Origin of the sequence: Rhodococcus sp. 14-2483-1-2 (genome assembly GCF_002259405.1) — a bacterium.
GTDB lineage: Bacteria > Actinomycetota > Actinomycetes > Mycobacteriales > Mycobacteriaceae > Rhodococcoides.
Window position 1 is genome coordinate 78,960 of the sequence record NZ_NPFW01000004.1, and the last position, 26,198, is coordinate 105,157.

The window sequence follows — 26,198 nt, forward strand, 5'->3', positions numbered from 1 at the left end:
CACGCTTTGTCGAAAACGATTGTCATAACGGCAAGAAAAGGAGTGATCGTGTCAGCGCACTGCCAAGTCACCGGCCGCACCCCCGGATTCGGAAAATCGGTCTCGCACTCCCACGTGCGCACCAGCCGAAGATGGGATCCCAACATCCAGCGCAAGACGTACTACGCACCGAGCCTCGGCCGCCGCGTCACTCTCACGCTCTCGGCCAAGGGCATCAAGACCATCGACCGCGACGGCATCGACGCCGTGGTGGCGAAACTGCGCGCACGCGGGGAGAAGATCTGATGGGCAAGAGCACCGACGTCCGTCCGATCGTCAAACTGAAGTCGACGGCCGGCACCGGATACACCTACGTCACCCGCAAGAACCGCCGCAACGATCCCGACCGACTGGTGATGAAGAAGTACGACCCGGTCGTGCGCAAGCACGTCGATTTCCGAGAGGAGCGATAACCGTGGCGAAGAAATCGAAGATCGCGAAGAACGAGCAGCGCAAGATCGTCGTCGCCCGGTGGTCGTCGCGTCGAGCAGAGCTCAAAGAGACAATCCGTAGGCCCTCGAGCAGCGATTCCGAGCGCGCACAGGCCCAAGCAGCACTGCAGCGTCTGCCACGCGATTCGAGTCCGGTACGATTGCGCAATCGTGACGCTGCGGATGGACGTCCGCGCGGTTACCTACGGAAATTCGGGCTGTCCCGCGTGAAAATGCGCGAGATGGCACACCGTGGGGAGCTGCCAGGCGTCCACAAGTCGAGCTGGTAAGGGAAAAGGTAGAGATGGCAGTCAAGAGAGCACCGTCGAAGAAGGTCCGCGCAGAGGCGGGTCGTCGACCGAAGAAGAACCCGTTGAACGCCGCCAAGGTGACCACGGTGGACTACAAGGACATCAACCTCCTTCGTCAGTTCATCTCGGACCGCGGCAAGATCCGCAGCCGTCGGGTCACCGGGCTCACCCCGCAGCAGCAGCGCCAGGTCGCTGTCGCAGTGAAGAACGCTCGTGAAATGGCATTGCTGCCGTTCACCAGCCGCTGATCCAGACTTTTCGTTCAGAGAGGCCACGTAGCCATCGGCTACGTGGCCTCTCTGTCGTTCCCGATCCAGAGATGAGCAGTCCGTAGATGTCCGGCGTCCTCGAGGGCTTCACCGTCATCTTCGTCGTCATCGCACTGGGATACCTGCTCGCCCATCTGAAGGTGCTCGGCGATCACGGCCAGTTCGTACTGAGCAGGCTCGTGTTCTTCGTCGCGACGCCTGCCTTGCTGTTCGTCACGTTGGCCAACTCGGATCTGTCGGTCATCCTCTCGCCCACGCTGGCCGTGGCCGGTGCCACCGCCTTGCTCGTCGGTGCCATCTATTTCGTCATCGCCAAACTCGCGCTGAAACGAACCGTGCCCGACGCGACCATCGGCGCACTCGCGAGTTCGTACGTCAATGCCGCCAATCTGGGCATACCGATCGCCGTGTTCGTACTCGGCGACGCGAACTTCGTCGCTCCTCTACTGCTGTTCCAGATCATGATCTACACCCCGATCGCGGTGACCATCCTCGACGTGTCGACCGAGATCGAGAAGGTCTCTCTCTTCAAGACCGTCACCACGCCGTTCCGCAACCCGATCGTGGTGGCCGGAGCGGCAGGGCTCGTTCTGTCCATCACGGGCTTCGAACTGCCCGAGGCGTTGATGCAGCCGTTCCAGCTGGTCGGAAATGCGTCGGTCCCCGGCGCATTGCTCGCCTTCGGCCTGTCCCTCTACGGTGCCCGGGTACTGCAGAAAGGCATCAGTCCGCGTCGCGACGTAGCGCTGGCAACGGTGTTCAAGATGGCGCTTCAGCCGGTGCTCGGCTACCTGATGGCTCGGTTCGTCTTCGGTCTGGACGGGCACGATCTGTTCGCCATCGTCGTGATCTCGGCGCTGCCGACGGCGCAGAACGTGTTCGTTTTCGCCAGCCGTTACCAGCGTGGCGTGGTACTCGCCCGAGACACCGCCTTCGTGACCACACTCGTCTCGATCCCCGTCATAGCGCTCGTGACGGTCTTCCTCGCATGAGCCGAACACAAAGGTTCTCCTCAGCTCCCAGCGCTACGTTGGATTCATGAGGTTTCTCGCTGCAGGTGTCATGTTGTGCCTGCTGCTGGTCGGCTGCAGCACCGCCTCCGGTGGCGACGAGGACACAACCCCGACAGTCGGTTCCACCACCCCTGTGGGGCTCGCCCAGCAACCCAGCGCCCCTCCGGTTCCGCACGAGGTGCCCGTCGGCGACGTCGGCACGATGTTCGAGCCGACCGCCGATCTACTCCGCGCCACCACCACTCCGTTCGAGTCGTGGAGCCAGATCTCCCCCAACACCATCGCGGTCCACTTCGTCACCGGCACTCCCGAGTGCTACGGAGCCGACGCGTCGGTCACCGAGACCGACACCACGGTCACCATCGAACTGCGTACCGGGACCCGGCCCGACGCCGCTGACAAGTCCTGCATCATGGTTGCCGTCTACGCCACCATGCAGATGACTCTCGCTTCACCACTGGGGAGCCGCACCATCCTGAATGCGGCCTGACCGCGGCACCGGTAGTGTCCGGGCAGTGAGCGATCATCTGCCCGACCGAGATCGAAGCCAGGTTCGCGCCGCCGACGCGGACAGGACCCTCGTCGCGCAGCTGCTGAGCGACGCCTTCGCGAACGGCCAACTCACCGTCGATGAATACGACGAGCGCACCGCTGCGGTGTACCGAGCGAAGACCTACGGCGAACTCGACCTGTTGACCGGCGACCTGGTGCTGTCCCCTCCCCCTGCACATGCACCGTCCGGTGGCCCCACGAACGACCGCGTGATCGCGATCATGAGTGGTGCCGTGCGCAAAAGCGAATGGACCCCCGCCACGCGCATCGACGCGTTCGCATTCTGGGGTGGCATCGAACTCGACCTACGCCGCGCAACGTTCACCACCGAGGAAACCACCATCAACTGCGTCGCCATCATGGGCGGCATCGAGGTCACCGTGCCGCCCGGTGTGAGCGTCGAAGTCCGCGGCATGGGCATCATGGGCGGATTCGAGCACGTCAGCGCGACGCACCCCGGCGCGCCCCGCGTGATCATCACCGGTTTCGCCTTCTGGGGCGGAGTATCGGTGGAGATCAAGCCCGCCGACAAGTGATTCAGGATCGCCGACGCTTCAGGTAGTCGGTCACCACCGCGGCACCGAGTCCGTCGAGATCGGGCGCGATGACGCGTCCGCCCACGCGCTCGGCCATCTTGTCGACAACCCGCGCGAGGCCCGGATCGTCGCCGAGCCGGAAGATCGTCACCTGCGCACCGAGTTTCGCGACGGTATCGAGCTCGCGCACCGTCAGCCCCAACGTCTTCGACGACGGCGGGTAGTCGAAATATGCGCGACCGTCCGGTTCCAGATGAGCCGTCGGCTCACCGTCGGTCACGATCAACACCACCGGCTGCGCATTGGGATGACGCCGCAGATGCCGCACCGCAAGCATCAGCGCGTGATGCAGATTGGTGCCCTGGTCGTAGGCACCGTCCAACCCGGCCAGCTCGGACGCCGTCAATGTCTGCGCGTGCCTGCCGAATCCGATGAGTTGCAGATCGTCCCCGCGAAAACGAGTGCTCACCAGGTGATTGAGAGCCAGCGCTGTGCGCTTCATGGGCACCCACCGGCCGTCCATCACCATCGAGAACGACGTGTCGACAAGCAGGGCCACGGCAGCCTGCGTTCGCGTCTCGGTCTCGCTGATCTCCACATCGGTCACCTGCAGCTGCACCGGGAAGCCCGATCCTGTTGCTGCTGAACGCAGTACCGCATTGTTGACCGTGCGGGTCACGTCCCACGGCTCGGTGTCACCGAACTCCCACGCTCGCGACGCTCCGGTGGGCTCCCCCATCGCACCTGCCTTGCGAGTGTCTCGCTCGCCGCCGCGTCGGGACAGCTTTCCCGCGACGTCCTTCAGCGCCGACTGCCCCAGCTGCCGCATCGCCTTCGGCGACAGTCGCCATTGACCGTCGGCACCCTTGTCCATGAAACCCTGCTGCTGCAGCGCCTTTTCGAGCTCGGCGAGCATCCTGGCGTCGGCCGCGGCCTCGGGCCCGAGTTGCTTCAGCAACGCGTCGGCGTCGATGTCGTCCAGCGCAGCTCCGTTGTACTGCTGCGAGAGTTGGTTTCCCAGGTTCTCGAGGTCGGCGATGTCCTGGAGCGCGCCGGTGCCGTCGCCGAGTCCCATACCGTTCTCGCCGCGGAAGTTCTGCGAGCCGTCCCAGTCCTCGCCGGGCCGGGCCTGCTGCAGATTCTGATCGAGCTGATCCAGCTGACTCAGCAGGTTCGAATCGCCGAAGGCCTGCTGCGCCAACGCATCGAGCTCTGCCCGCTGTTCGGGACTCAGCGAGTTGCGAAGCCGTTGCGCCGCTGCCGCTCGCTGCGCAAGCGAATCCAACAGCTCGTCGACATTCTTCGGGTTCTCCGGGAAGTGCTGACCGTGCTTGTCCATGAACTGCTCGAACTGCTCGTCGGTGTCCTCACCCTTGTTGTGGGCGTCGAGCAATTCGTTGAGGTCCTTCAGCATCTCGCTGATGGCCTGACGGTCCTCGTCGGTGGCACCTTCGAGGGCCTGCTTCATCCCGGCGAAACGCTGATCGAGCATTTCGCGTCCGAGCAGGTCCTTGATCTTCTCGTAGTTCTCGCGTGCCTCCGACGAACGCCACTCGTAGTCCGAAAGCTCCTGTACCGCTTGCGCAGTGGACGGTGAGAGATCGCCGATCTGCATCTCCTGGAACCGCGCATCGTCGTCGAGGGCACGTGCCAACGCCTTGCGTTCCTCGAGCACCGCCTTGTCCAGCAGCTCGCGCACTTCCTGCAGCGTGCCGTCGAGATTGTTCTTCTTCAACAGATCTCGACGACGCTTGGCGGCCTGAGCGGCCAGGTCGTCGAGCCCACGCATGTTCTTCGTTCCGCGTCGCAGCATCTCCTGCAACGCCCGACGCGGCGACGCGCCCTCGAGCACGTCCTCGCCGATGGCGTCGAGCGCCTCACGCAGATCAACCGGTGGCGCAAGAGGATCCGGCCCGTCGTGATAGCGCCCGTACCTGGAACGACGCATCAGCTGTACACCGTCTGGCCGTCGTCGTCGGGGTCCTTCGAGATCCGACGCGCCAGGTAGAGACCCTCGAGCGCGAGTTCGACGGCGGCCGCTTTCTCGCCGTCCGAGGTGGCGTTCAGACGCTCGTGGATGTCGCCGATGACCTCGACGTCGGGCAGCTCGTCGAGCAACGCCTTGGCGGTGATGCGATCGCCGGTGACGATCGGCTCGCCCGTCTCGATTGCTGTCACCAGAGCCGCGAGGTTGATGCCGCCGAGGTGAGCTCGAACGGTATCGGCAGTCGCCCGGCGCAGCATGTGCTCGAGCACCTCGATTTCGCGGCCTTCTTCACCCGACTCGAATTCGACCTTGCCGCGCAGCACCTCGATGATGGTGCCGAGATCCACCGGCCGGGCCACGGGCTCGGCCTCACCGAGTATCGCGGCCCGGTGAACGGCTGCGGCAGCGATGGTTTCGGCTGCTGCGATCGCAAATCGAGCGGAAACACCGGAGCGCTGATCGACCGACGGCGACTCGCGAAGCAGTCGGGTGAATCGGGCCAGCACCTCGAGCAGATAGGTGGGGACGGTTGCCTGCAGCTCCGCCTCCTGATCGATGACGGCCACCTCGGCGTCGAGTTCGAGGGGGTAGTGAGTCCTGATCTCCGCGCCGAAACGGTCCTTGAGCGGGGTGATGATGCGCCCGCGATTGGTGTAGTCCTCGGGGTTCGCGCTCGCCACGAGCATGACGTCGAGCGGTAGCCGCAGCGTGTAACCGCGGACCTGGATGTCACGCTCCTCCATGACGTTGAGCAGCGAGACCTGGATCCGCTCGGCGAGGTCGGGGAGCTCGTTGATCGCCACGATGCCGCGGTGGCTGCGCGGGACGAGTCCGAAGTGAATGGTCTCCGGGTCGCCGAGGCTGCGGCCCTCGGCGACCTTGACGGGGTCGACGTCGCCGACGAGGTCCGCCACCGACGTATCCGGGGTCGCGAGCTTCTCGGCATACCGCTCGGTGCGATGTCGCCACTCGACGGGCAAGTCGTCGCCGAGCTCCTGGGCTTTGCGGATGCTGGCCGGGGTGATCGGCTCGTACGGGTGCTCACCCAGTTCGGCTCCGGCGATCACCGGCACCCACTCGTCGAGCAGCAGATTCAGGGTGCGCAGCAGCCGCGTCTTGCCCTGCCCGCGCTCGCCGAGCAGCACCACGTCGTGACCGGCCAGAATCGCGCGCTCGAACTGCGGCAACACCGTCGAGCCGAATCCGACGATCCCCGGCCACGGATCCGTGCCGTCACGCAATGCCGTCAGAAGATTTTCCCGCAACTCTTCCTTGATCGACCGCTGCCGATGTCCGGATGCCTTGAGTTCGCCGAGAGTCGAAATGCCAGGTTTGGTAGAGGTCACTTCTCCACGCTACGAGCGTTTGGCCGATGCTGCCATCGAGAGGGAAAGAGCGCTGCCGCCGAGTTCGCACCTACGCCACTTGAACAGGACAAATCGCCCACGTAAGTGCGACCTCGCTACACCGGGGCACCCGCGGCGCGGAGCTTTGCCCGCACGCGTGCCACAACTTCGTGCGGTCGCAGCCGCATCTGCTCGGAATTGACGCGGACGATCTGCCACTCGGCACGATCGAGATATTCGAACCGCTCGATGTCACGGGTCCGCTGACGCTCGTCGAACCAATGGTGAACGCCTTCGTATTCCACCCCCACCCGCCAACGACGCCACCCCATGTCGATGCGTGCCACGAATCTGTTCGAACTGTCACGAATTTCGATTTGAGTCTCGGGCTTCGGGAGCCCCGCCTCGACCAGAAGCAATCTGGTGCGCGTCTCTTGTGGCGACTCTGCACCGCAGTCGACGACATCGAGCGCACCGAACAGGCGCCGGATGCCTCGGGTGCCCGGTCGCTGCAGCGCATACGCACGTATGGCTTCCCCGTCGACGCAGGTTGCGGCGAGTAGTGAGTCGAGAAAGACCACCGACAGCGGCGACGGCACCCAGCGACCGATATCGAATCCGGTGCGCACGGGTGTGGACACCGCGAATCCCTGAGCGATCATGACGTCGTCGGTATCGAACGCGTCGTGGTGGATTCGGAGCCCGGGCAACTGGTGCGATCTCCCGGTCGCCAACACACTCGGAGGAGTACTCGGGTCGATCCACTTCGCGCCGTGGACTGCCGCCGCGGAGACCCCTGCAATCACGGCACCATCGCCGACGCAGATCGATGCGGCGATAGCCATCGTTCGCGCATCGACAATGGTCCCGTCGCAGACATACGTGTCGCGAAAGACCCTGACGTAGTTGCGGCTCAGCTCGTACCTGCTGAGAGCGCCCGAACGTATCGCCTGAGAACCCCGAAACGGCCCGATCTGCATCCCCATGGCTTCAACCTTGGCAGGGTCGCCACCAGGGAAAGGGCCTGCTCAGCGATCTGTGGATAACTTTTTGCCTATCCACAGATCGCCGAGTTCGCAGTTATGCGGCCATAAATGGGGTATGGGCCTGCATAACTGCGACTTCGGCGTCATTCATCAGTGAGCGAAGTGCCGCGATCCCGTGAGATACAGCGTCACTCCCGCGTCCTGAGCCGCGGCGATCACCTCGTTGTCGCGTACCGAACCACCCGGCTGCACAACGGCTTTGACGCCTGCACTCATGAGAACCTGCAGACCGTCGGGGAACGGGAAGAAGGCATCCGAGGACGCGACCGAGCCGACGACGCGATCCCCGGCCCGCTGCACGGCGAGGTGGGCGGCGTCGACGCGGTTGACCTGGCCCATTCCGACGCCGACCGACGCACCGTCGTGGGCGAGCAGAATCGCGTTGGACTTCACGGCTCGGCCTGCGCGCCAAGCGAATTCGAGATCCTTCAACGTCTGCTCGTCGGCGGGTTCGCCGGCTGCGAGGGTCCAGTTGGCCGGGTTGTCTCCGTCCGCGTCGAGCACGTCCCGTTGCTGCAGCAGTGCGCCGCCGGAGATCGGCTTGAGTTCGACGCCGGAGGTGGGCGGTGCGACCGCGAGCAGCACGCGAATGTTCTTCTTGCGCTGCAACACTCCGAGGGCACCGTCGGCGTAGGACGGCGCGATGATGACCTCGGTGAAGATCTCGGCTACCTGCTCGGCCATCTCGACGGTGACCTCACGGTTGGCAGCGATGACGCCGCCGTACGCGCTCACCGGATCGCAGGCGTGAGCCTTGCGGTGCGCCTCGGCGATGTCCTTGCCTACCGCGATGCCACAGGGATTGGCGTGCTTGATGATGGCGACGGTGGGCTCGGCGTGATCGAACGCCGCACGCCAGGCTGCATCGGAATCGGTGAAGTTGTTGTACGACATCTCTTTACCGTGCAACTGCTCGGCCTGCGCGATGCCTGCGGCAGCGGACGAGTCGACGTACAGGGCCGCCTTCTGGTGCGGGTTCTCGCCGTAGCGGAGCACGGCCGAACGGTCCCAGGTGCCGCCGATCCACTCCGGGAACACCGTCTCGGTGTCGGGGGTCAGCACATTGCTCATCCACGATGCCACCGCGACGTCGTAGGCGGCCGTGTGCTGGAAGGCCTGCGCGGCGAGCGACGTGCGCTCGGCGAGGGTGAATCCGCCACCGGAGACGGCGGTGAGCACGTCCTCGTAGCGGGCCGGGTCGACAACGACGGCCACCGACGGATGGTTCTTGGCCGCGGCGCGCACCATCGACGGTCCGCCGATGTCGATCTGCTCGACGCATTCGTCCGGCGTCGCGCCACTGGCGACGGTCTCGGTGAACGGGTAAAGGTTGACCACGACGAGCTCGAACGCCTCGATGCCCAATTCCTCGAGCTGCGAAAGATGTTCGGGCTTACGGGTGTCGGCGAGTACGCCGGCATGCACGCGAGGATGCAGCGTCTTGACGCGCCCCTCGAGGGTCTCGGGGAATCCGGTGAGGTCCTCGACCTTGGTGACCGGGATTCCGGCGTCGGCGATCTTGCTCGCCGTCGATCCGGTGGACACCAGAGCGACGCCTGCGCTGTGCAAGCCGGTCGCCAGTTCGATCAGTCCGGTCTTGTCGTAGACGCTGACCAGCGCGCGGCGCACTGCTTTACGTTCACTCATCGGATTATCTGAGCCTTTCGTCCATCGGAGGTGACACCTTTGGCGGCCACGGCTGCGATCACGTCGACCAGCAACCGTCGCTCCACAGTCTTGATGCGTTCGTGCAACGCGGATTCGTCGTCGCCGTCGAGAACCGGTACGGCTTCCTGCGCGAGGATCGGCCCGGTGTCGACGCCGGAATCGACCAGATGAACCGTCGAACCGGTCAGTTTGACGCCGTGGTCGAGTGCGTCCCGCACGGCATGTGCACCGGGGAACGACGGCAGGAGCGCGGGGTGGGTGTTGACGATGCGTCCGGTGAAGGCACCCAGGAACTGCGGGCCGAGGATCTTCATGAAACCGGCGGTGACGACCAGGTCGGGCTCGAAGCTCGACGTGGCATCGGTGAGCGCCTGGTCCCAACCCGATCGATCCGTGAAGTCCCGCAGGGCGATACGAAAGTGCGGGATATCGGCATCGTCGGCACGGCAGACTGCATCGCAGTCGCGGTCGACTCCCACGGCGACGATGCGGGCGGGATAGTTCTCGGTGGCAGTCGCGGCTATGAGCGACTGCAGCAGCGAGCCGGTCCCCGACGCGAGGACGACGACCCGCGCGGGTGTCTCACGCAAGGCAGTCAGCGCACTACTCCTGAATCATCGAGGCGGATCGTTCGAGCCAGCGGAAAGCCTAGTCGCTGCGCCCTCGAGCCCTACCGGGCAGGTCCGTCCTGGTCTCCGGGAGGAGCGACGATCTCGGCGTCCAACGGTTCGTCGGTAGCGGCCTCGACGGTCGCATCCGGTTCTTCGGCCGGGGGCATCTCGGCCGGGACGTCGTCCACGACCTCCGCCTCGACGACCTCCTCGACCTTGTCGGCCTCCTGGAGCTGTTCGTCGTCCTCCGGCTCGGCTGGGGCGGCCTCGATTGCCAACTCGGCCGCAGGCACGGGCATCGGAACGGGCTCGTCGAGCGTCGGCTCGGGTTCTGCTCGACGCCACACGACGAGGGCCGCGGTAATCGAACCGGCGACGGCCAGCCACGCGAATGTCAGCAGTCCGAAGCTCCACACGGTGACTTCGACGGTGCCGAAGGTGCCGAGGTTTCCGCCTGCGGCGTAGCCGAACAACGCTGCGAGCACGCCGGTTGCAGCCGCCACGACCCACACGGACGACACTGCGACCTGGATATCGGCGCTGCGGATCGCGCAGTCGCGGCCGAGCAGCAGCCCGGCACCGATCGGAACGGCGAGCATGACGACCCAGATCGTCTGGGCCGATCCTTCGGGCAGAACAGCCAGGATCGGCAGCGGCGGGAGCGGTCCTCCCGTGGTGGAGAACAGACTGACCGACGCGTCGCCGAACCCGGCAGTGGAACCGGTGGCCACCGCGAGAGCACCGATGACGACGTTGGGGAGGTAGAGCACCGACACCACGGTCAGTCCGAGCATGCCGACGACATCGCGTCCGCTCTCGAGCAGCGCGCCCGCGGTCTCCCAGGAGGCGAGCAGGGCGAGCAGTACGACGGCCGCGCCGCCTGCAGCAAGAATCGATATCGCGCGTACGAAGGGCGCAACGAGCGCGCGCACCCAGTCCGGGAGTCCGCCGCGGATCAAGGGTGAGTCCCAGCGGGCGAGAAGCAGACCGGTCCCGGACGCGGCCGCATGTACGCCTGCGACCCAGGAGAAGGCAACGAGGGCGTTCGGGCTGGACAGCCCGATGACGGTCGACGCGTCCTTGGCGACGGCCAGGGCGATGGCGGTGACGGCGAGCGGGCCCGCCATCGACGCCGCGAACACCCACCGAACCACTCGGCGATCGGTGCCGGAGTCCACCGAGTGGTGGACGGTACGGGCGACGGACCAACCGATGATCAGTGTCGGCAGAAGCGGTGCGACGCCGAGGGACGTACCGCCGATGCTCAGGGGTACCAGGTGCACGGCGAACCACGACCCGGCGATCGCCCCGAGGGTTCCCGTGAGGTCGCTGTTGACCGAGACCAGGGTGATCAGAGCAAGGGTCGTCGCAATCACCACGACCAGACCGGAGGTCTTGAAGGCCACTGCGGCGAGCATGCGCGACTGATCGGGCGTCGGGCCGGTGCTCGCGCGGGGAGCCCGGGCGGCCGCGCGTCGCGTCTCTCGGTTCAATAGATCGCTCATCGCAACGAGAGTCGCATCATCTTCGCGGCGCGCCGGTCAGGCGCGCCGCGAAGCGAGCTGTGATGAAGCAATGAATCAGTCGCGCTTGTTCTCGTCCTCGGCGGGAGTGGCACCGAACGACTGCGTCGGCGCGCCGTACGGCGTCGACTGGTCGCCCGATTCGGGCTCGTCCGACTTCGCCGGGGGCTGGCCGTATCCGGACGGCTGGCCGTACTGGTACTGATTCGGTGGGTAGGCCTGCCCGGCGGCCGGAGCACTCGGACCGGTGTACGGCGGCGGTGCGTAGCCGCCCTGCGGCGACGGGGTGTTGGGAGCGGACTGTCCGTACGACGGCTGTCCGCCCGGGTTGTAGGAATGCTGCCCCGACGACTGCCCGCTCGGTGCTTGACCGAAGTTCGACGACGTTCCCTGAGGCTGACCGTACGACGGCGGATTGCCGTAGGCCTGCGGCTGCGACGGTCCACCGAACGATGTGGTCGGCGCGTTGTACGGGTTCTGCTGGCCGTATCCGGCCTGCTGGTTCTGATTGCCGTAGCCCGCAGGCTTGGGAGCCGGAGCCTTGACGATGCCCGCGTCGAACAGCAGTGCAGCCACCGCGGCGGCAGCCTGGACGAAGCCGAGGACGAGCACCAGGATCGCACCGATACCGAGCGAGCTGGTGGTGCTGGCGAACTCGTTGCCCTCTGCGCTGGGCAGACTGAACGACTGGAAGACCAGCACCAGCCAACCGGCGATCGCCAGGGCGGCCACCACGGCTTGATTCCTGGCGTCTTTCTGCAGCAGCGAGGCACCGGCGATCAAGCCCGCTGCCAGCAGCAGAGCAACCGACACCGCGCTACCGCCGGACGCGAAGAACGTGGTGCTGAACGACGTCTGGATGCTGCTGGGCAGTTCCTGGGACGAGGTGACCTCGGCGGTCACGAGGTCGAGCAGTCCGAGCAGGAAAGTGACGACGCCGAGCCCGAGGATCACGAACGTGAGAATTCTCGGCAGGCTCGACAGAGCCGACCCAGGCGACTTCGACTGCGGTGCAGCGGAAGCCGGGCCGGTCGAGCCCGGTGCCGAGGTGCCGGGTACCGGAGGGCCGAAGGGATTGGACACCGACGGCTGGTGAAACGGCTGGTTCTGGCCTGGATGACCTTGCGGGTTGGACGACGGCTGATTCGGCGAGGACGACGGGCCGTAGGACGGTCCACCTCCGCCGTAGCCACCAGAGTTGGAGCCCCCTGTTTCAGGGCCGCCGGGCGAGTAGGTCATCGCGTCTCCTCATCTGAGATTGTCCGTACCCCAGGTCGGTCGGGTCCGAGAACTCACGCTACTGCACGGACCCGACCGATCACGGAACCGAAAGGTCAGCGGGCTGCCACCAACTCCTGGTCGTGCGCCTCAGCGGCCTCGAGTTCCCGAACCAGCGGCAGGACCTTCGCCCCGAAGTACTCGATCTCCTCCTGGAAGTGCAGGAATCCGCCGAGAATCAGGTCGACGCCGCGGCGACGGTAGGCGACGATGCGCTCGGCCACCTGTTCCGGGGTGCCGATCAATTGGGTCTTGAAGCCGTCGTTGTACTGAACGAGGTCCTCGAACGTCGAGTCCGCCCACATTCCCTTCTTGTCGCCCGTCGAATTGCCTGCCTGTTGCACCGCTCCTTTGAAACCTTCGACGGCAGGCTTGTTGGCCTTCTCGATGATCTCGCGCAATGTGTCTCGCGCTTCCTTCTCGCTGTCTCGCGCGATGATGAAGCCGTTGAGCCCGAACTTGACCTCACGCCGGTGATCACGCGCGACGCGTCGGAGGTTGTCGAGTTGCTCGGTGACGCCGTCGAAATCTTTGCCGTTGCTGAAGTACCAGTCCGAGTACCGACCGGCATTCTCCTGCGCTGCAGACGAATTGCCGCCCTGGAACAGTTCGGGGTTGGGACGATCTGGACTGTTCAGCGGTTTGGGCTTGAGTGTGAAGTCGTGGATCCGATAGAAGTCGCCTCGGAAGTCCACGTCGTCCTCGGTCCAGATCTTGCGCAGTACCTGCAGGAATTCTGCACTGCGACGGTACCTCTCGTCGTGTTCGAGCCAGGGCTCACCGAGGTGGGTGAACTCGTCCTTGAACCAACCACTGACTACGTTGACCGCGAATCGGCCGTTCGACAGGTGATCGGCAGTGGCACCGAGCTTGGCGAGGACCGCCGGCTGCCACAGCCCGGGATGCACTGCTGCAATGACTTTGAGTCGTTCGGTGGCCAGCAGCAGCGCGAGCGAGAAGCTGGTCGACTCGTGCTGAAACTCTGCCCCGTAGCTGGCTTCGTAGCGAACCTGACTCAAGGCGTACTCGAATCCGTTGTTCTCGGCCGTCTGCGCCAGCTTCTTGTTGTACTCGTAATCCCAGCTGGTGCGTTGCTCGATGGTGCTGGTGACCAGACCACCCGAGACGTTGGGTACCCAGTACGCGAATTTGATTGCGTCGGCGATTTTTTCGGTGCTCATCGTTGTTCTCCTACCAGTGCGTTCTACGAGTACCAGGTCGGCTCGGGCAGTTCGCCCGTGAGAACCCAGCGCCCGACCTCGCGTCGCTTGTATGCGACCGGATCGTGCAGGGTGTGCGTACGCACATTGCGCCAGAAACGGTCGAAGCCGTACTTGCTGGCCGTCGCCCGCGCGCCGAGGGCCTCGAACACCGTGGACGTGATCTCGAGCGACACCTCCGTGGCGCGAGCCTTCACTGCGGCGACGCGTACCTCGTGCTCACCGCGCTCCTCCGCGGTGACGCTCCAGGCGTTGTCGTGGATCTTCTTTCCTTCCAACGCAACTGCGTCGGCGAGCGCTTCGACGGCCCACAACTTGGACGTCAGATCGCCGTAGATGTCGATGATGTACGGCTCGTCGACGGCCTTGTCCACGGTGCTGTGCAGCCACGCCCGGGTCTTGTCCTTGGTGTACGACGCGGCTTCCTCGAGTGCGCCCCTCGCGATTCCGAGGTAGAAGTTGACGAACACCAGCTGGATGGTCGGAACGTTGAGGGTGTTGTAGACGCGCGGCTGAAAAGCTTTGTCCACGAACCCTGCTGCGCTGGCCCAATCGACGCGAACCTTGTCGATGGTGACACTGCCACTCTCGGTCTGACGCTGACCGATGTTGTCCCAGTCGTCATGAAAGGACAGCCCCTCGATGTTCGACGGCACGATCGCGAACACGTGATCGGTGCTGCCTTCGAGTGCTCCTTCGAGCACGGTGACGTCGGAGATGCGGCTGCCGGTGGAGAAGGTCTTGGAACCGTCGAAGACGATGGTGTCGCCCTCGTCGGTGACGGCGACGTCGTTGTCCCGAGGGTTGACGGCACCGCCGAAGAACCATTTGTTCTTCGTAGCGTCTGCTTCGACGGCCTCGATCTGTTCGGGGGTGCCGACGAGTCGAGCGGCCCAGAACCACAGCAGGTGGTAGCCGAGCAATTGACCGATCGAGCCGTCGGCCTTCGAGACGGTGCGGATCACCTGATACGCCGTCGGCCAGTCCTGGCCCGCGCCGCCGTGTTCGACGGGGCCGAGCAGAGTGACGAGGCCGGCGTCCTTGAGCAACTGGACCTCGGCGGCGGGGGCCTCGCGCCCCTTGTCGCGAGCGACAGCGTCGACTGCGAGAAGTTGAGCCACCTCACCGGCGCGGGAGATCCATCCGGCAGCAGTGGTGGGGGCGTCGGGCCAGGACTTGGTGAGAGCACGGTTCTCGGTGGTTGTCATGACGATCAGTGAAGTCCGGCAACGAATCGATGACCACACTTCGATTCAGCATGATTTTAAGAATTATGTGCCAGGTCCGTTTCTGCCTCTCAAAAATACCCCGTGACAGTTATCCACAATTTGTAACGCATCACTAACGGGGGCGATTAATGTTGTACACATCACAAACCGGCGAGTCCCTGGGGCTCGCACTCCCCTAGGACGCCCCTCATGCGCAAGTCACTCTTCGCCACCGTCGCCGCCGCCGGTGCCCTCGTTGCTGCCGTCATCTCGCCTGCCGTCTCCAACGCCGTCCCCACCAACGTGACCTTCACCGTTGCGGGCGGTGCACTGACCATCACCGCGCCGACAGACTCACCCCTGACCGTCACCGGGAATACTGCCAGCGGAGACATCACCCCGGTCGTCGTGTCCGATCAACGACTCGGACTCAACGGCTGGACTGCGAAGGCTGTCAGCACCGCATTCGACAAGCCCTCACCGGATCCCGCATCGATTCCCGCGACTGCCGTGTCCTACTCGGCACCGCTCGCTCCGGGGCGCACGGGCATCTCGACGGTGCTCGGAATACTGGTTCCTCAGGTCATCGACACCAACAAGACCGTCGTAACCGCGACGGCTGTCGTGGGAGCGAACACCGCCACCTGGGCCGGTACTGTCTCCGTCGCGCTGCCGAGCAACGTCGTCGCCGGTACCTACACGGGCGTCGTCACGCATTCGGTCGCCTGATCTGTACATGTCACTTCATCGGGGATTGGCTGCCGGAGTCCTGACCGTGCTGATGTTCGCTTCGGCGTTCGTCACGCAGGCTCCGGCGGCCGCTCAGCAACCAACCGAATCGGCACCGGTGGGCAGCGTGGGTATACGACTGCTCGAAGCGCCGGTATCCCTCCAGGACGACCCGCGGGCGCTGGCATACATCATCGACAACCTGCCGCCCGGCACCACCATCACCAGACGCATCGAGGTCAGCAACAGCACCGATCAACAGCAGCCGGTCACGCTGTACCCGGCAGCTGCATCGATCGGAGCCGACAACTCCGGCTTCGAGGTGGGTGACGACCGTGCCGTCAACGAGCTCACGACGTGGATGTCGGTGACGCCGACAGACCTCACGCTCGCTCCTAACTCGGCGGCCGAAGCGGTGGTGACCATCGCGGTTCCACCCGACGCCCCCGAGGGTGAGCAGTACGCCGTCGTCTGGGCGCAAACTGCTGGTGCCCCATCAGGAACCGGCATCCAGAACGTCAGCCGCGTCGGTATTCGCACCTACCTCTCGGTCGGTCCAGGAAACGGTCCCGCAGCCGACCTGTCCATCGATGGAGTCACCGCTGCTCGCAGCGACGACGGTGCCCCACAGGTCGTCGCGAACATCACCAACACCGGCGGCCGAGCTCTCGATCCGAGCGGGACGGTCGAACTCTCCGGTGGCCCAGGCGGTATTTCCGGTACACCGGTGAAGGGCTCGGGCGGGTCCATCGCGCCTGGGCAATCAGGAAGCGTCACGTTCACGCTCGACCCCGCTCTTCCCGCAGGGCCGTGGCAGGCCGCAGTCACCGTCACGAGCGGGTTGGTGAACAAGACGTCGAACGTCGAACTCACCTTCCCCGACCAGGGCTCGGTCGCCGCACAAGACTCTTCGTCCGAGTCGGGTACTCCGGTGTGGGTCTGGGCGGTCGTTGCGTTGGGAATCATCGCCGTCGCGGCGGCGGTACTCATTGTGATTCGGCGACGAAAGACCAGCTGACATGCGACGTCTGACATTGGCAGTCGGATTGGCGGTGGTCCTTGCGGCCACCGTCGATCCGGCGGTGTCGGCTCAGCCGATCGTCGAACAGCCCGTTGTGGAAGAAAATTGCGCTCTTCCACAAGCGGAAGTGCCGGAGACAACTACTCCAGTCCCGACGAGCACCTCGACAGTGCCGACCCCCCTGTGCCCGGTCTTCGACGATCCGACAGCCACGACCCCGGTTCCTCCGGTGCAGGTGACTACGACGAGCGAGGCGGCACCGCCGGCAGCAGTCCCACCGGCACCGACTACGACTACGACTACGACTACGGACGAGATCAGTTCGCCGGCTGCACCGGTCGAGAACGTCACTACCGGCCCAACGATCGACACCACTACGACGGCACCGACCGAGAGCAGTCCAACCACTGCGGTATCGATCGACACCACTACGGCTGTGCCTACGTCCGACTTGCCGACGACGACGGTGCCGACAGTTTCGACGACGCCGACTGCAACGACCACCGACGCACCCGCATCGGTTGCCAGGGCAGCAGCACCAGCGGCCGCGGCGAACCTTCTCAATATCGAGGTGCCGTCGACGATGACTGGGCCGTCATCGATCGTCCCGGGAACGACATGGATCGGGACGATGAGTATGACGGTGCTGGGAGTAGGGCTTGCCGGTTGGACGTCCGAAGTCAGTATGTCGAACTTTCGCGGCACCGCTACCGGTCGAACCCTCACACCGACGTCTGTGACCTACAGTGCACCGTCCTCGGCCTGCACTGCGGGTATCGCCGGCAACTCCGCTGCGGTGAGCGTCGGTTTGACCTCGGTGCCCATTCGCGCCAAAACCGGTGGGGCGCTGTGTCTCACCGGATGGACGTCAACGGTATCGGTGGCCATTCCTCCAGCGGGCGTCATTGCCGACGAATACACCGCCACTCTCACTCATTCGATTTACTGAGCAACAATCATCCGCGCAGGATTTTCTCCATCTTCTTGCCCTTGGCGAGTTCGTCGATCAGCTTGTCCAGATAGCGGATCTTCTGCATCAGGGGGTCTTCGACGTTCTCGACGCGTATGCCGCACACGACTCCGGTGATCAGGGTTGCGTTCGCGTTGAGGTCCGCTGCCGCGAAGAACTCGTCGAACGTCGTTTCGGCTTCGAGATGCCGGTCGAGGGCCGACTGATCGAAACCGGTGAGCCACCGGATGATCTCGTCGACCTCCGCTTTCGTCCGACCTTTGCGCTCGGCCTTGTTCACGTAGTGCGGATAGACCGAGCTGAAGGCGGTGGTGAAGATCCTGTGCACGCGCATCAATCTAGACCCCATCGCGTGAATGTGACATTGCCGCGTCCAGACGCATGCAGTGGTCCATTCACGCGGACCGGGGCGCACGAAAAAGCCCGCCACCGGATTCGGTGGCGGGCTTCTTACGATGTGAAACTTACTTCACGGACAGCGATTCCAGGATTTCGCGCGCGAGGGCAGCGGTCTCGGACGGCGTCTTGCCGACCTTGACGCCTGCGGCCTCGAGTGCGTCCTTCTTCGCCTGCGCCGTTCCCAGCGAGCCGGAGACGATGGCGCCGGCGTGGCCCATGGTCTTGCCCTCGGGAGCGGTGAAGCCTGCGACGTAGCCGACGACCGGCTTGGTCACGTTGGCCTTGATGTAATCGGCTGCGCGCTCTTCTGCGTCGCCACCGATCTCACCGATCATGACGATGATCTTGGTGTCGGGATCCGCCTCGAACGCCTCGATGGCGTCGATGTGGGTGGTTCCGATGACGGGGTCGCCGCCGATGCCGATGGCCGTCGAGAATCCGAAGTCACGGAGCTCGAACATCATCTGGTAGGTCAGCGTGCCGCTCTTGGAGACCAGGCCGATGGGGCCGGTTCCCGAGATGTTCGCGGGCGTGATGCCGACGAGAGCCTCACCGGGGGTGATGATTCCGGGGCAGTTCGGGCCGATGATGCGGGTCTTCTTGCCCTTCTCCACGTTGTAGGCCCACGCGTACGCGGAGTCCTGCACGGGGATGCCCTCGGTGATGACGACGAGCAGCGGGATCTCGGCGTCGATGGCCTCGACGATGGCGTCCTTGGAGAATGCCGGCGGCACGAACGCGATGGACACGTCGGCTCCGGTCTTCTCCATGGCCTCGGAAACCGAAGCGAACACCGGCAATTCGATGTCGTTGCCCTGAGCGTCGACGTGCTTGACCGTGGTTCCGGCCTTACGTGCGTTGACGCCACCGACGACCTGGGTTCCGGCCTTGAGCATCAGGGCGGTGTGCTTGGTGCCTTCGCCGCCGGTGATGCCCTGGACGATGACCTTGTTGTCCTTGTTCAGAAAGATAGACATTGTTTCCTCTACTTCGCTGCCAGCTCGGCGGCCTTGTCGGCGCCCTCGTCCATGGTTCCGGCGAGCGTCACCAGCGGGTGCGCGGCGTCGGCGAGAATCTTGCGGCCCTCTTCGACCTTGTTGCCGTCGAGACGGACGACCAGCGGCTTGTTGGCGTCGTCGCCCAGCTTCTTCAGTGCGCCGACGATGCCGTTGGCAACTGCGTCACACGCGGTGATGCCGCCGAAGACGTTGACGAACACGCTCTTGACCTGCTCGTCACCGAGGATGACGTCGAGGCCTGCGGCCATGACCTCGGCCGAGGCGCCGCCGCCGATGTCGAGGAAGTTGGCGGGCTTGACGCCGCCGTGTGCCTCGCCCGCGTATGCGACGACGTCGAGGGTCGACATGACCAGTCCGGCACCGTTTCCGATGATGCCGACCTGTCCGTCGAGCTTGACGTAGTTGAGGTCGTTCTCCTTGGCCTTGGCCTCGAGGGGATCGGCTGCGTCCTTGTCCTCGAACTCGGCGTGGCCGGCCTGGCGGAAGTCCGCGTTGGCGTCGAGCGTGACCTTGCCGTCGAGGGCGAGGATCTGATCGTCCGGGGTGCGAACCAGCGGGTTGACCTCGACCAGGAGAGCGTCTTCGTTGATGAAGACCTCCCACAGCTTCTGGATGGTCACCGCAGCGGCGTCGAGCACCTCGGCGGGAAGCTTGCCCTTTTCGGCGATTTCACGAGCAAAAGCAAGGTCGACACCCTTGACGGCGTCGACCGGGATACGTGCGAGTGCGTCGGGGTTCTCCTCCGCCGTCACCTCGATTTCGACTCCACCCTCGACCGAACACATCGCGAGGTAGGTGCGGTTGGTGCGATCGAGCAGGAAGGAGATGTAGTACTCCTCGGCGATGTCGGAGGCTTCTGCAACGAGAAGCTTCTTGACGACATGGCCCTTGATGTCGAGTCCGAGAATCGCTTCTGCGTTCTCGGTGGCTGCTGCGACGTCCTTGGAGTACTTGACGCCACCGGCCTTGCCGCGGCCGCCGACCTTGACCTGTGCCTTGACCATTACTGGCTTGCCGATTTCTTCGGCAATCTGTGTTGCTCCGGCGACCGTGTCGGTGACACGACCGGCGGAGGTGGGTACGCCATGCTTGGCGAACAATTCCTTCGCCTGGTATTCGAAGAGATCCATCAGCTCACCGTCTCGTCTACGTTGACGCCCGCTCCAGGGGTGTGAGCGGGTCTGAGCATGGACTTTATCCAGGTGGCCCGACAGCGCATCGGGCGCATGCATGCTATGTGGCCTATCTCACCGCTTCCGGGTCGATGAAACGGCCGTCACCGACCGACTCGTCGGGCCGAAAGTGCCGCGGCGACACCGAGAACGACGATTCCGATCACCGACGGCACGACGCCGGGGCCCATCTCCGGATCGGTGGCACGTGCAGATGTCAGCGGCCACGACGACAGATGAACGATCCCGGCGACGGCTGCTCCGCCGAGCAGAACGCTGCCGCGAGCGGGCCGAGCTCGGGCCGCGACGACCGCAGCAACGACGACTCCGGCGGCGAGCAGCATCTGACCCCAGGTGTCCCAGCCCCACGGGAATTCGGTGACTGTCGCGGCCGTCAGGTCGCTACCGCGATACAAGGGCAGTGCCAACCCGATGGCGAGGAGACCGGAGCCGAGCAGCGCGGTACCCAGCAGCGGGCCGTCGGTTCCGGCGTCGGCCGAGGTGTCGACGTCGTCGCGTTCGGCCGATCCGGCGAACAGGGCCAGCAGTCCGGTGGCCACCGCCGCGACGACGCCCGCAATGATCGCCAGGGCACCGACGCCGGTGCTCACCCCCTCCACGTCCTCGGCGAGCACCACCGACTGCAGTACCGCGGCCGCAGCCGCAACCGCACCGAGCCAGAACACCGACACGAACGGCCGCGCAGCCGAGGCGAACTCGGAGAACAACAGCGGCACCGACCCCAGAATCATCACGAACCCGGCAACCAGCACCACCCTGGTGGCCAATATCTGCGGCACGGCGATCCCCGAGTCGGTCTCCAGAATCGGCAACAACGATCCGACGACGAACAGCACGCCGGACAGCACGCCTGCACTCCCCGCTGCCGCGTGCCACCTCGTCGTTCCTGGACCGGCGACACCGCGGACACCTCGCGCCCCCGTCTCGCGCTGTTGCGCTCGCTCCAGTGCTCGACGGTCACGCGCCGCGGCAACGGGTGCGAGCACTGCGCCACAGATCAGCAGCCCGAGCCCTGCGACCGTTCCCAGGTAGGCACCGAGGCCGGCATCGACCCGGTCACCGGTTCCGAGTCCCGCGAGCAGAGCCACCCCGGCGAAGCCGAGCACGCCGAGGCCGGCTCCGACGGACGCACCCGATGCCACCTGCGGCGAGAGTGCGGCCAGCGCAGCTGCGGCCACCACGAGCGCCGCGACACCGACGACTCCCGAACCCACCGCAACGAACACCGGCGACTCCACCACGGCCGTCACGATCACCACCGGATCCGACGAGCGGTACAGCGAGGCGAACGCCGCAACGGCAGCCAGCACACCGAACGCACCGAGCAGCGCCGCGAGCAACGGCCCGACACGCCCCGCCGCCGCCCGCCCCACGTGCTCGGAATACACCGACTGGCCGTACCCGTCACCGAGCCCGGCGCGGTGCACCGCAGACCACCCCGCAACACCCGCCAGAACCGACACAGCGTGACCGACGAGCAGAACGTAGGCCCCGGCGGTGGCGTCGAGCATCGCGGCGCTCAGCGGGCGGAAGAGCTCGAGTCGATTGGCATCGATGGGGTCGGACAACAGGGCGACGTCGAGGAGTGTGAATCCGAGTGCCACGGCGCCGTACCCGGCCAGCAGTGCCGCCGCCAGTTCGACGCTTCTACCGGCCACACCCACCGCGGCTCCGATGACAACGACGACGGGCACGGCACCGGCCAGGATCGCGGCCATCGCGGCCCCGTCACCCACCGGCGAACCGTCGACGCTGCGGACGACGCCGATCAGCTGAGCCGTCACTGCGGCAACCGCAGCGATCAGGGCGAGTACGACGGCGAGCGCGACGCGGGGGGTGGGCGACGGATCGTCCGCTCGACCGAACTCTCCGTCCTGAGGTCGGATCCGTTGTGGTTCCGCTCGCTCGGAGCCGCGGGCGGACGAGTCGTCGAAGGTGGGAGTCGGCACTCGGATCACGGTATCGGCTCGATCGGTGCGAGAACCGTTACTGTCACCGTGTGCCGTCCACGTGTTCGCGTGTCCGATTACGAATGTGGCTCGTCACGACATAACCGCTGGTCGCCTTGTGAGCCATCTCACATATGACGCCGGTTTGGGCTGTTAACTTGCGCGCCCCGCAATCATTTCGTTACCGTCTGCCGAGTCTTTCAGTAACGGCCAGGTCACGAAAACGGAGGTTGTAGGTCTTGCAGCAACACCGTGCGTCCTTCACCTCCAGCCGGTTCTCTCGACCTTCGGCCGAAGACGCGACCACGGTCTACAGCTACGAGCCCGCCGCCGAAGCAGCCGCAGAGCCCGCCTACGAGACCAGCGCTTACGACGCGTACGCCTACCCGGCGTACCGATACGTCGAAGCCGACTTCGCAGAGACCCCGCACATCGCAGCCGACGAGTCGCCGACCGTCGTCAACTCGTTCGCCACCACCGCAGACGCCACCCCCGTGGCCCGTCGCGGCGGCGCACACCGCATTCCCCTTCCCCCTACTGCGCTCAAGGGCCGAGCCGCAGTTCTCGCTGTCGCCGCAGGCGCGGTTGTCGCGGCAGGCCAGGCCGTCGTCAACGACGACTCACCCGCCGCAGTCGCCACCTCCGAGTACGCGCTCGCCGCAGGTGAAGCACCCGCCGCCGCAGCAGTCGCGGCCACCACCGCTCCGCAGACCACCGAGATCGACGCCGACTCGTCCAGCGCGACGCCGTCGGAAGCACCGCAGATCCTCAGCATCGCTGCACCGGTGGATCTGAGCCAGTTCAACGACCTGCTCGCCAAGGGCCAGCGCTTCAGCGAAGAGCGCGCCGCACGCGAGGCCGCTGCTCGCAGGCCGCTGTTCGCACTTCCGGCACAGGGCACCTACACCTCCAACTTCGGCACCCGCTGGGGCGTTCTCCACGCCGGCGTCGACGTTGCCAATGCCATCGGGACTCCGATCTACGCCGTCGCCGACGGCAAGGTGATCGACTCCGGTCCGGCTGCCGGCTTCGGTATGTGGGTTCGCGTGCAGCACGCAGACGGCACGATCACCGTCTACGGCCACATCGACACCACCCTCGTCGCCGTCGGTCAGGACGTCATGGCCGGCGATCAGATCGCAACGATGGGCAACCGCGGCTTCTCCACCGGCCCGCACCTGCACTTCGAGGTTCACCTTCCGGGCGAGGTAAAGATCGACCCGCTACCGTGGCTCGCTTCCCGAGGAATCTCCCTCGGACCAGAGATGGACTGAATCCACCGACTTTCCACACGAAGCCGGACCCCGCTTTCGCAGGGTCCGGCTTTCGCGTTCTCGGCCCTCTTACAGCTTGGTCATCGGGACGCCGCCGATGAGCATCATCTTCACGCGGCCTGCCGAACCGAAGTCGATCAACACCATCGCCTTGACTCCGGCTCCGGTCGATTCCAGCACCGTACCCAGGCCGTACTTGTCGTGGCTGACTCGATCACCCACGGCGAGAACGAGGTTCGAGTTGCGCCCCTTGGCTGCACCGAAACTCGGAGTCGAACTCTGGCCGCGACTCGAGGACCCGCCGTAGCCGCCCGAGCCGTAACTGTTCGAGCCGTATCCGCCACCACCCGATCCGTAGCTGCCGGATCTTCCGCCGCCGATGGATCGGCCTCCCCCGGTGCCCGGATCCTCGCGTCGCCAGTCGATCAGGTGCTGCGGAACTTCTTGCAGAAAGCGCGATTCCGGGTTGGCGATGGGCTGACCCCAGGCCGAGCGCATGATCGCTCGCGTGAGGTAGAGCCGCTGCCGCGCACGGGTGATGCCCACGTACGCAAGACGTCGTTCCTCGGACAGTTCGTTCGGGTCGCCGAGCGCCCGCATGTGCGGGAATTGGCCGTCCTCCCAACCCGTCACGAAGACGACCGGGAACTCCAGGCCCTTCGCGGTGTGCAGCGTCATCAGAGTGACGACGCCGGTACCCGAATCCGGGATCTGATCGGTGTCGGCCACCAGCGAGACCCGTTCGAGGAACGCCGCGAGCGACCCCGGCTCGGCCAACCCATCGACGCCACCGTCCTCGTCGCCGTTCTCGTCGTCCCCGGTTTCGAGAGCTTCCGCCGCCACTGCGGCCTGATTGCGCGCCTCCGAGGTGAATTCCCGTGCGACGCTGACGAGTTCGTTGAGGTTGTCGAAACGAGCACCGTCCTGCGGATCACTGCTGGCCTCGAGTTCGGCGCGGTAGCCGGTGCGGTCGAGAACGGCTTCGACGACATCGCCGATGTCTGCGATGTCGTTGCCGTCCCCGTCGGTCGCAGTGAGCACTGCACGTAATTCGTCGAGCAACTCCATGAACTGCGCGATCAACTTCTGCTGCCGCGAGTTGAGCAACGCCACCTTGCCCGCGGCCGCGTCGTGCAATGCGCGCGAGAAGCTGATGTCGCGCTGCTCGGCGTGGACGGCGACACAGGCCTCGGCACGATCGCCGATACCCCGGCGCGGAGTGTTGAGGATGCGTCGCATGCTGACGGTGTCGTCCTCGTTGGACAACACGCGTAGGTACGCGACGAGGTCTCGCACTTCCTTGCGCTCGTAGAAGCGGACACCGCCGACGACCTTGTACGGCAGACCGAGTCGGATGAAGATCTCTTCGAGCGCACGCGAGGAGTTGTTGGTTCGGTAGAAGACGGCCACCTCGTCGAAGCGCACGTCTCCGCCGTCGACGAGTCGGTCGATCTCCGAGGCCACGAACGACGCCTCGTCGTGCTCGTTGTCGGCCACGTAACCGACGATCAACTCGCCCTCGCCGGTATCGGTCCACAGCTTCTTCTCGCGTCGGCCGATGTTGCGCGAGATCACTGCATTGGCGGCCGAGAGGATGTTCTGCGTCGATCGGTAGTTCTGCTCGAGCAGGATGGTGCGCGCGTCCGGATAGTCGCGCTCGAATTCCTCGATGTTGCGGATGGTCGCGCCGCGGAAGGCGTAGATGGACTGGTCCGCGTCGCCCACCACACACAGCTCGCCCGGCGCGACGGTGCCCTCGAGTGCGCCCTCGGCGTCGGGGGTACCGACCAATTCGCGGACCAACATGTACTGGGCGTGGTTGGTGTCCTGGTACTCGTCGACCAGAACGTGCCGGAACCGGCGTCGGTAGTACTGCGCCACCTGGGGGAACGCCTGCAGAATGCCCACCGTCTCGCCGATGAGGTCGTCGAAGTCCATCGCATTGGCCGCGCGCAGCCGCTGCTGGTAGACGCCGTAGACCTTGGCCACCAGTCGCGGCAGCTCGGCGGGATCGCCGTCGGCGTCCACCGCCGCCTTGTCGGGGCCGATCAGCTCGTTCTTGAGGTTCGAGATCGCCGTCGAGACTAGCCGCGCCGAGAACTTCTTGGTGTCGATCTGCAGATCCTTGGAGATCATCGTCAGCAGTCGCCGAGAGTCGTCCGCGTCGTAGATGGAGAAGTTCGAGTTCAGACCGGGCAGCAGCGCAGCCTGCGCACGCAGAATCCGCACGCAACTCGAGTGGAACGTGGACACCCACATGGCGTTCGCTCGCGGTCCGACGAGTCCGGCAACTCGCTCGCGCATCTCGGCAGCGGCCTTGTTGGTGAACGTGATGGCCAGAACCTGGCCGGGTGACACTCCTCGCTCGGCCAGCAGATACGCGATGCGTCGCGTCAGCACTGCCGTCTTGCCCGACCCGGCTCCGGCCACGATGAGCAGCGGAGATCCGGTATGCACGACGGCCTCGCGCTGCTGAGGATTGAGGCCTTCCAGCAGTGCGTCGGACGAGGTGTTCTGTCGGGACTGAAGGCCCTGGAGGAATGTGTTCATCGTCTGGTCAGGTTACCGGCGCGTACCGACAAACCCACATCGCGTGGTCGTCGGCC

General features: G+C 65.2%; 25 protein-coding genes. 11 read left to right on the forward strand and 14 right to left on the reverse strand.

Annotation, left to right across the window (positions count from 1 at the left end):
- Positions 1 to 48 precede the first annotated feature (48 nt).
- From rpmB to CH295_RS03015, 7 genes are all read left to right on the forward strand, one after another.
- Positions 49 to 285, forward strand: coding sequence for a 50S ribosomal protein L28 (gene rpmB / locus CH295_RS02985; protein WP_008719020.1), 237 nt, complete (start codon positions 49 to 51; stop codon positions 283 to 285).
- The gene (rpmG, locus tag CH295_RS02990; protein WP_170944568.1) at positions 282 to 452 is read left to right on the forward strand and encodes a 50S ribosomal protein L33; all 171 of its coding nucleotides are present in this window, start codon (positions 282 to 284) and stop codon (positions 450 to 452) included. The genes rpmB and rpmG overlap by 4 nt, the downstream gene beginning before the upstream one ends.
- A 2-nt stretch (positions 453 to 454) precedes the next feature.
- Entirely contained in the window at positions 455 to 760 is a 306-nt protein-coding gene (rpsN, locus tag CH295_RS02995; protein WP_037191942.1) for a 30S ribosomal protein S14, read from the forward strand.
- Between the two features lie 14 nt (positions 761 to 774).
- Positions 775 to 1,029, forward strand: a complete 255-nt coding sequence (gene rpsR / locus CH295_RS03000) for a 30S ribosomal protein S18 (protein ID WP_008719028.1) — start codon at positions 775 to 777, stop codon at positions 1,027 to 1,029.
- A gap of 86 nt (positions 1,030 to 1,115) precedes the next feature.
- Positions 1,116 to 2,042 (forward strand): AEC family transporter, encoded by a 927-nt coding sequence (locus tag CH295_RS03005; protein WP_037191940.1) that lies wholly within the window; start codon positions 1,116 to 1,118, stop codon positions 2,040 to 2,042.
- 46 nt (positions 2,043 to 2,088) lie between these two features.
- A complete protein-coding gene (locus CH295_RS03010; protein ID WP_037191938.1) occupies positions 2,089 to 2,553 on the forward strand; it encodes a hypothetical protein in 465 nt (154 codons plus the stop codon).
- Positions 2,554 to 2,578: 25 nt separating this feature from the next.
- A complete protein-coding gene (locus CH295_RS03015; RefSeq protein ID WP_094739747.1) occupies positions 2,579 to 3,151 on the forward strand; it encodes a DUF1707 SHOCT-like domain-containing protein in 573 nt (190 codons plus the stop codon).
- A gap of 1 nt (position 3,152) precedes the next feature.
- On the opposite strand, the gene CH295_RS03020 is transcribed toward CH295_RS03015, so the two are convergent.
- From CH295_RS03020 to CH295_RS03060, 9 genes are all read right to left on the reverse strand, one after another.
- Positions 3,153 to 5,099, reverse strand: a complete 1,947-nt coding sequence (locus tag CH295_RS03020) for a vWA domain-containing protein (RefSeq protein ID WP_094739748.1) — start codon at positions 5,097 to 5,099, stop codon at positions 3,153 to 3,155.
- Entirely contained in the window at positions 5,099 to 6,484 is a 1,386-nt protein-coding gene (locus tag CH295_RS03025) for a sigma 54-interacting transcriptional regulator (RefSeq protein ID WP_037191931.1), read from the reverse strand. Before CH295_RS03025 ends, CH295_RS03020 begins: the two co-directional genes overlap by 1 nt.
- A gap of 116 nt (positions 6,485 to 6,600) precedes the next feature.
- A complete protein-coding gene (locus tag CH295_RS28065; RefSeq protein ID WP_094739749.1) occupies positions 6,601 to 7,470 on the reverse strand; it encodes an endonuclease domain-containing protein in 870 nt (289 codons plus the stop codon).
- Positions 7,471 to 7,620: 150 nt separating this feature from the next.
- A complete protein-coding gene (purH, locus tag CH295_RS03035; protein ID WP_037191926.1) occupies positions 7,621 to 9,177 on the reverse strand; it encodes a bifunctional phosphoribosylaminoimidazolecarboxamide formyltransferase/IMP cyclohydrolase in 1,557 nt (518 codons plus the stop codon).
- Complete coding sequence (gene purN / locus CH295_RS03040) at positions 9,174 to 9,797, reverse strand: phosphoribosylglycinamide formyltransferase (RefSeq protein WP_353955445.1); 624 nt, start codon at positions 9,795 to 9,797, stop codon at positions 9,174 to 9,176. The genes purH and purN overlap by 4 nt, the downstream gene beginning before the upstream one ends.
- 71 nt (positions 9,798 to 9,868) lie before the next feature.
- Positions 9,869 to 11,314 carry a cell division protein PerM gene (locus CH295_RS03045; RefSeq protein WP_094739751.1) on the reverse strand — a complete coding sequence of 482 codons (1,446 nt, stop codon included), beginning with the start codon at positions 11,312 to 11,314 and terminating at the stop codon, positions 9,869 to 9,871.
- A gap of 75 nt (positions 11,315 to 11,389) precedes the next feature.
- Complete coding sequence (locus CH295_RS03050; protein ID WP_141216941.1) at positions 11,390 to 12,571, reverse strand: DUF5336 domain-containing protein; 1,182 nt, start codon at positions 12,569 to 12,571, stop codon at positions 11,390 to 11,392.
- Positions 12,572 to 12,666: 95 nt separating this feature from the next.
- Positions 12,667 to 13,791 (reverse strand): dimethylsulfone monooxygenase SfnG, encoded by a 1,125-nt coding sequence (sfnG, locus tag CH295_RS03055; RefSeq protein WP_094633106.1) that lies wholly within the window; start codon positions 13,789 to 13,791, stop codon positions 12,667 to 12,669.
- Between the two features lie 23 nt (positions 13,792 to 13,814).
- The gene (locus CH295_RS03060) at positions 13,815 to 15,038 is read right to left on the reverse strand and encodes an acyl-CoA dehydrogenase family protein (protein ID WP_170945721.1); all 1,224 of its coding nucleotides are present in this window, start codon (positions 15,036 to 15,038) and stop codon (positions 13,815 to 13,817) included.
- Positions 15,039 to 15,248: 210 nt separating this feature from the next.
- Here CH295_RS03060 and CH295_RS03065 point away from each other — a divergent pair, with 210 nt between their 5' ends.
- The 3 genes from CH295_RS03065 (at position 15,249) to CH295_RS27665 (ending at position 17,737) form a co-directional block, all read left to right on the forward strand.
- On the forward strand, positions 15,249 to 15,767 hold the full coding sequence (locus tag CH295_RS03065) for a hypothetical protein (protein ID WP_094633105.1): 519 nt from the start codon (positions 15,249 to 15,251) through the stop codon (positions 15,765 to 15,767).
- 7 nt (positions 15,768 to 15,774) lie between these two features.
- A complete protein-coding gene (locus CH295_RS03070; protein WP_094739752.1) occupies positions 15,775 to 16,785 on the forward strand; it encodes a COG1361 family protein in 1,011 nt (336 codons plus the stop codon).
- Positions 16,786 to 17,224: 439 nt separating this feature from the next.
- Entirely contained in the window at positions 17,225 to 17,737 is a 513-nt protein-coding gene (locus CH295_RS27665) for a hypothetical protein (protein WP_170945722.1), read from the forward strand.
- Positions 17,738 to 17,744: 7 nt separating this feature from the next.
- Here the strand turns inward: CH295_RS27665 and CH295_RS03085 are convergent, their stop codons facing one another.
- From CH295_RS03085 to CH295_RS03100, 4 genes are all read right to left on the reverse strand, one after another.
- Positions 17,745 to 18,107, reverse strand: coding sequence for a DUF2200 domain-containing protein (locus CH295_RS03085; RefSeq protein ID WP_252341885.1), 363 nt, complete (start codon positions 18,105 to 18,107; stop codon positions 17,745 to 17,747).
- A 115-nt stretch (positions 18,108 to 18,222) separates the two neighbouring features.
- Positions 18,223 to 19,134 carry a succinate--CoA ligase subunit alpha gene (sucD, locus tag CH295_RS03090; protein WP_027496015.1) on the reverse strand — a complete coding sequence of 304 codons (912 nt, stop codon included), beginning with the start codon at positions 19,132 to 19,134 and terminating at the stop codon, positions 18,223 to 18,225.
- An 8-nt stretch (positions 19,135 to 19,142) separates the two neighbouring features.
- Positions 19,143 to 20,306 (reverse strand): ADP-forming succinate--CoA ligase subunit beta, encoded by a 1,164-nt coding sequence (gene sucC / locus CH295_RS03095; protein WP_032377331.1) that lies wholly within the window; start codon positions 20,304 to 20,306, stop codon positions 19,143 to 19,145.
- A 146-nt stretch (positions 20,307 to 20,452) separates the two neighbouring features.
- Positions 20,453 to 22,318, reverse strand: a complete 1,866-nt coding sequence (locus CH295_RS03100) for a hypothetical protein (RefSeq protein WP_141216943.1) — start codon at positions 22,316 to 22,318, stop codon at positions 20,453 to 20,455.
- A gap of 239 nt (positions 22,319 to 22,557) precedes the next feature.
- On the opposite strand from CH295_RS03100, the gene CH295_RS03105 reads away from it, so the two are divergent.
- Positions 22,558 to 23,592 (forward strand): M23 family metallopeptidase, encoded by a 1,035-nt coding sequence (locus CH295_RS03105; protein ID WP_094739756.1) that lies wholly within the window; start codon positions 22,558 to 22,560, stop codon positions 23,590 to 23,592.
- A 69-nt stretch (positions 23,593 to 23,661) separates the two neighbouring features.
- Here the strand turns inward: CH295_RS03105 and CH295_RS03110 are convergent, their stop codons facing one another.
- Complete coding sequence (locus CH295_RS03110; RefSeq protein ID WP_094739757.1) at positions 23,662 to 26,142, reverse strand: UvrD-helicase domain-containing protein; 2,481 nt, start codon at positions 26,140 to 26,142, stop codon at positions 23,662 to 23,664.
- Positions 26,143 to 26,198 lie beyond the last annotated feature (56 nt).